The sequence below is a fragment of the Pseudomonas sp. GM24 genome, assembly GCF_000282235.1.
Lineage (GTDB): Bacteria > Pseudomonadota > Gammaproteobacteria > Pseudomonadales > Pseudomonadaceae > Aquipseudomonas.
Map to the genome: position 1 here is coordinate 1 of NZ_AKJR01000287.1, position 4,334 is coordinate 4,334.

The following is a 4,334-nucleotide window of genomic DNA, read 5'->3' on the forward strand; positions in this document are numbered from 1 at the left end:
ATTCCGTGACGCTCTGCGTCACATAAGCGGCGGACGCAGAGCGTCCAAGGCTGCATTCCCACGCAGAGCGTGGGAACGATCAACGTGAGAGAAGGGTGCCATCCGGCGCCCTTTTTTTATGGGCGCCGGATGGGCTATCCTCGGGCTCTCCCGCGCCGTCGTCAGAGCCGGGTGTTGAGCAGGGAACCCCCGATGATCACCAGTAAGCTGCCGAATGTCGGCATCACTATTTTCACGCAGATGTCTCAGCTCGCCGCGCAAACCGGCGCGATCAACCTATCCCAGGGTTTTCCTGATTTTGACGGCCCGCAGGCGTTGCGTGATGCGGTCGGTACACACATTGCCAGTGGCCACAATCAGTATTCGCCGATGACTGGCCTGCCGGCACTGCGCGAACAGATTGCAGCGAAAATCGCTCGCAGCTATGGCGTGCAGGTCAATGCCGACAGCGAAGTGACCGTGACGCCGGGCGCGACCCAGGCGATCTTCTGTGCGATTCAGGCGGTTATCCACAGCGGCGACGAAGTCATCGTGTTCGATCCGTGCTACGACAGCTACGAGCCGGCCACAGAGTTGGCGGGCGGTCGTTGCGTGCATGTGCAGCTGAACCCGGACGACTTCTCCATCGATTTCGACCAACTCGCAGCGGCCCTGAGCCCGCGCACGAAAATGATCGTCATCAACACCCCGCACAACCCGAGCGGCGCATTGATCAGCCGTGCCGAGCTGGATCAACTGGCGGCATTGATCCGTGGTCGCGACATTTATCTGATCAGCGACGAAGTCTACGAACACCTGGTATTTGACGGCGTACCGCACGTTAGCGTGCTCGCCCATGAAGAGTTGTATCAACGCGCCTTCGTGGTCAGTTCGTTCGGCAAGACCTACCACGTTACTGGCTGGAAAACCGGTTACGTCGTCGCGCCGCCAGCGCTGACGGCCGAGCTGCGCAAGGTGCACCAGTACGTCAGTTTCTGCGGCGTTACGCCGTTGCAATACGCGCTAGCCGATTACATGGCTGAACACCCGGAGCACGTCGAAGAGTTGCCGGGTTTCTATCAGGCCAAGCGCGATCTGTTCTGCGATCTGCTGGCGCCGTCGCGCTTCAGTTTTACCCGAGTCACCGGCACCTATTTTCAACTGGTCGATTATTCGCAGATTCGCCCCGACCTGAACGACGTCGAGATGGCGATGTGGATGACCCGCGAGCACGGCGTGGCGAGTATTCCGGTGTCGGTCTTCTATCAGAATCCACCCGAAGGCCAGCGCCTGGTGCGTCTGTGCTTCGCCAAACGCGAGGAGACGCTGCGAGAAGCGGCGGCGAAACTATGCGTGATCTGAGTGCGTTACCCGATCTCAACCTGGCGCTGATCCAGACCAGCCTGGCCTGGCATGACCGCCAGGCCAACCTCGAGCATTTCGAGCTGTTGCTGGAGCAGGCGCGCGGGGCGGATCTGATCATCCTGCCGGAAATGTTCACCACCGGATTCTCCATGGAATCCGAAACCCTCGCGGAAGCCGAGAACGGCCCGACCAGCAAATGGCTGCGGGTTCAGGCGGCGAAGCTTAATGCAGTCATTACCGGCAGCGTGATCATTCAGGCCGGCGACGGCAGCCATCGCAATCGCCTGCTGTGGGCGCGGCCGGACGGTGAAGTGCTGCATTACGACAAGCGTCACTTGTTCCGCATGGCCGGCGAGCACAACCATTACACCCCTGGCGAACGTCAGGTGCAGTTCGAACTCAAGGGCTGGCGTATCCGTCCGCTGATTTGTTACGACCTGCGCTTTCCGGTGTGGAGCCGCGATGCGCAGGACACTGATCTGCTGCTGTACACCGCCAATTGGCCGGGCGCGCGGCGTTTGCACTGGAATCGTCTGTTGCCGGCACGCGCCATCGAGAACCTTTGCTATGTGGCGGCGGTGAACCGCGTTGGCACCGACGGCAAGGGCTTCGCGTATACCGGAGACAGTCAGGTGCTGGATTTCCAGGGGGAAACCTTGCTGGCGGCGGGGGAGGCGGATGGTGTGTTCAAGGTGGTTTTGGAAGCGGCGCCACTGGCGGCGTATCGCGAGCGCTTTCCGGCGAATCTGGATGCTGACACGTTCGAGTTCACCTGAGGCAGCCGATCGTTCCCACGCGGAGCATGGGAACGAGCGCATCAGGCAAAAAAAGGCCCCGGAGTTCGCACTCCGGGGCCTTTTGCATTTCAGCGGTCAATTACGCCGCTTTCGCCTCAGGCTGGCTCAGCGAGCGGTTCAACGCGCTGAACAGCGCCTTGAAGCTCGCGGTGGTGATGTTTTCATCGATACCCACGCCGTGCACTGCACGTTCGCCGTTCACACGCAGTTCGATGTACGCCGCTGCCTTGGCGTTGGTGCCCGCGCCGATGGCGTGTTCGTTGTAGTCCATGATCTCCACCGGAATCGGCAGGCCGGCGACCAGTGCTTCCAGCGCACCGTTGCCTTTGCCGCGCCAGTGCAGGTTGGTTTCGCCCTGACCTTTGCTGGCCACTTCCACTTCGACGGCGCTGTTGCCGTTTTCTTCCTGCAGGCGATGGCTGACCAGCGCGTAAGGGGTGTTGGCTTGCAAGTATTCGCTGATCAACAGCGAGTGAATCTGCTTGGCGGTCATCTCCAGACCGAGACGGTCGGTTTCACGCTGCACGACCTGGCTGAATTCGATCTGCATGCGACGTGGCAGGCTGATGCCGTATTCCTGCTCCAGCAAGTAGGCGATGCCGCCCTTGCCCGATTGGCTGTTGACGCGAATCACCGCCTCGTAGCTGCGACCGATATCGGCCGGGTCGATCGGCAAGTACGGGACTTCCCAAAGCGCGTCTGGTTTCTGCTGGGAGAAGCCCTTGCGGATCGCATCCTGGTGCGAGCCGGAGAACGCGGTGTGCACCAGGTCGCCAACGTACGGGTGACGCGGGTGAACCTGAATCTGGTTGCACTCCTCGACCACTTTGCGCACGCCGTCGATGTCGGAGAAGTCCAGCTGCGGGTCGAGACCCTGGGTGTACATGTTCAGTGCGACGGTGACGAGGTCGACGTTACCGGTACGCTCGCCGTTGCCGAACAGGCAGCCTTCGACGCGATCGGCGCCGGCCATCAGGCCCAGTTCGGTAGCCGCAACGCCAGTGCCACGGTCGTTGTGGGTGTGCAGGCTGATGATCACGCTGTCACGACGGTTGATGTTGCGGCCGAACCACTCGATCTGGTCGGCGTAGACATTCGGCGTTGCGCACTCAACGGTGGCGGGCAGGTTGAGGATCATCTTGTGCTCAGGCGTCGGGTTCCACACCTCGATCACCGCGTCACAGACTTCCTTGGCGAATTCCAGCTCGGTGGCGCTGAAAGTTTCCGGCGAGTATTCGAAAGTCCATTCGGTGTCCGGCTGCATCGCCGCGTATTTGACGAACAGCTTGGCTGCGTTGACCGCAATGGCCTTGATGCCGTCCTTGTCCTGGTTGAAGACGATGCGACGGAAAGACGGCGAAGTGGCGTTGTACAAGTGAACGATGGCTTTCTTCGCGCCGCGCAGCGATTCGAAAGTGCGCTCGATCAAGTCTTCACGGCCCTGGGTCAGCACCTGAATGGTGGTGTCGTCCGGGATGTGGCCTTCTTCGATCAGGGTACGCACGAAGTCGAAGTCGGTTTGCGAAGCGGCCGGGAACGACGCTTCGATTTCCTTCACGCCGACTTGCACGAGGGTTTTCCAGAAGCGCAGCTTCTTCACCGCGTCCATCGGCTCGATCAGCGACTGGTTGCCGTCGCGCAGGTCGGAGCTGCACCAGATCGGCGCGGTGTCGATGGTTTTCGACGGCCAGGTGCGATCCGGCAGATTGATGACAGGAAACGCGCGGTATTTCGAAGACGGATCTTTGAGCATGCTCATCGGGAAATTCCTTATTGTCTGGGCCGAAAAGAGGCGGCCTGCCGGTGTTACGAATGTTCTGGGAAAAGCGTGGGACGAGGCGCAGCGATTCAGCCTGGCAGTCGCGCGCTGACAAGGCACAGGCTGCGGTGCTGGCGAAGCTGAATGAGGGTGTGAGAGGTTTTCATGCCTTCAACCCTAACCGCGAGGGGAGAGGATGGCAAGCAGTCGGAAAAAATTGAGAGGAATACTCGGAAAGAGAGTTTTGGCGGGATTTTATTGCGCTGGAGATCGCTGATCGTTGTGATATTTGCGCGAGGTTTGATTGGGGCGCAATCGGGGGTGATGGGGTCTCAGGGGTGTTTGAATACAGCATAAGCCGCCATCGCGAGCAGGCTCACTCCTACAGTTGATCGTGTTCACAACACCAGTCCAATGTAGGAGTGAGCCTGCTC

At 60.2% G+C, this 4,334-nt stretch carries 3 protein-coding genes; 2 read left to right on the plus strand and 1 reads right to left on the minus strand.

All coding sequences use genetic code 11. From position 1 onward, the window contains the following. Positions 1-192: 192 nt before the first annotated feature. Positions 193-1,341, plus strand: a complete 1,149-nt coding sequence (locus PMI23_RS26850; RefSeq protein WP_007916860.1) for a pyridoxal phosphate-dependent aminotransferase — start codon at positions 193-195, stop codon at positions 1,339-1,341. Continuing rightward, on the plus strand, positions 1,329-2,120 hold the full coding sequence (locus PMI23_RS26855; protein WP_007916858.1) for an amidohydrolase: 792 nt from the start codon (positions 1,329-1,331) through the stop codon (positions 2,118-2,120). The genes PMI23_RS26850 and PMI23_RS26855 overlap by 13 nt, the downstream gene beginning before the upstream one ends. A 100-nt stretch (positions 2,121-2,220) precedes the next feature. Here the strand turns inward: PMI23_RS26855 and leuA are convergent, their stop codons facing one another. Further along, positions 2,221-3,900, minus strand: a complete 1,680-nt coding sequence (gene leuA / locus PMI23_RS26860) for a 2-isopropylmalate synthase (protein ID WP_007916856.1) — start codon at positions 3,898-3,900, stop codon at positions 2,221-2,223. Positions 3,901-4,334 lie beyond the last annotated feature (434 nt).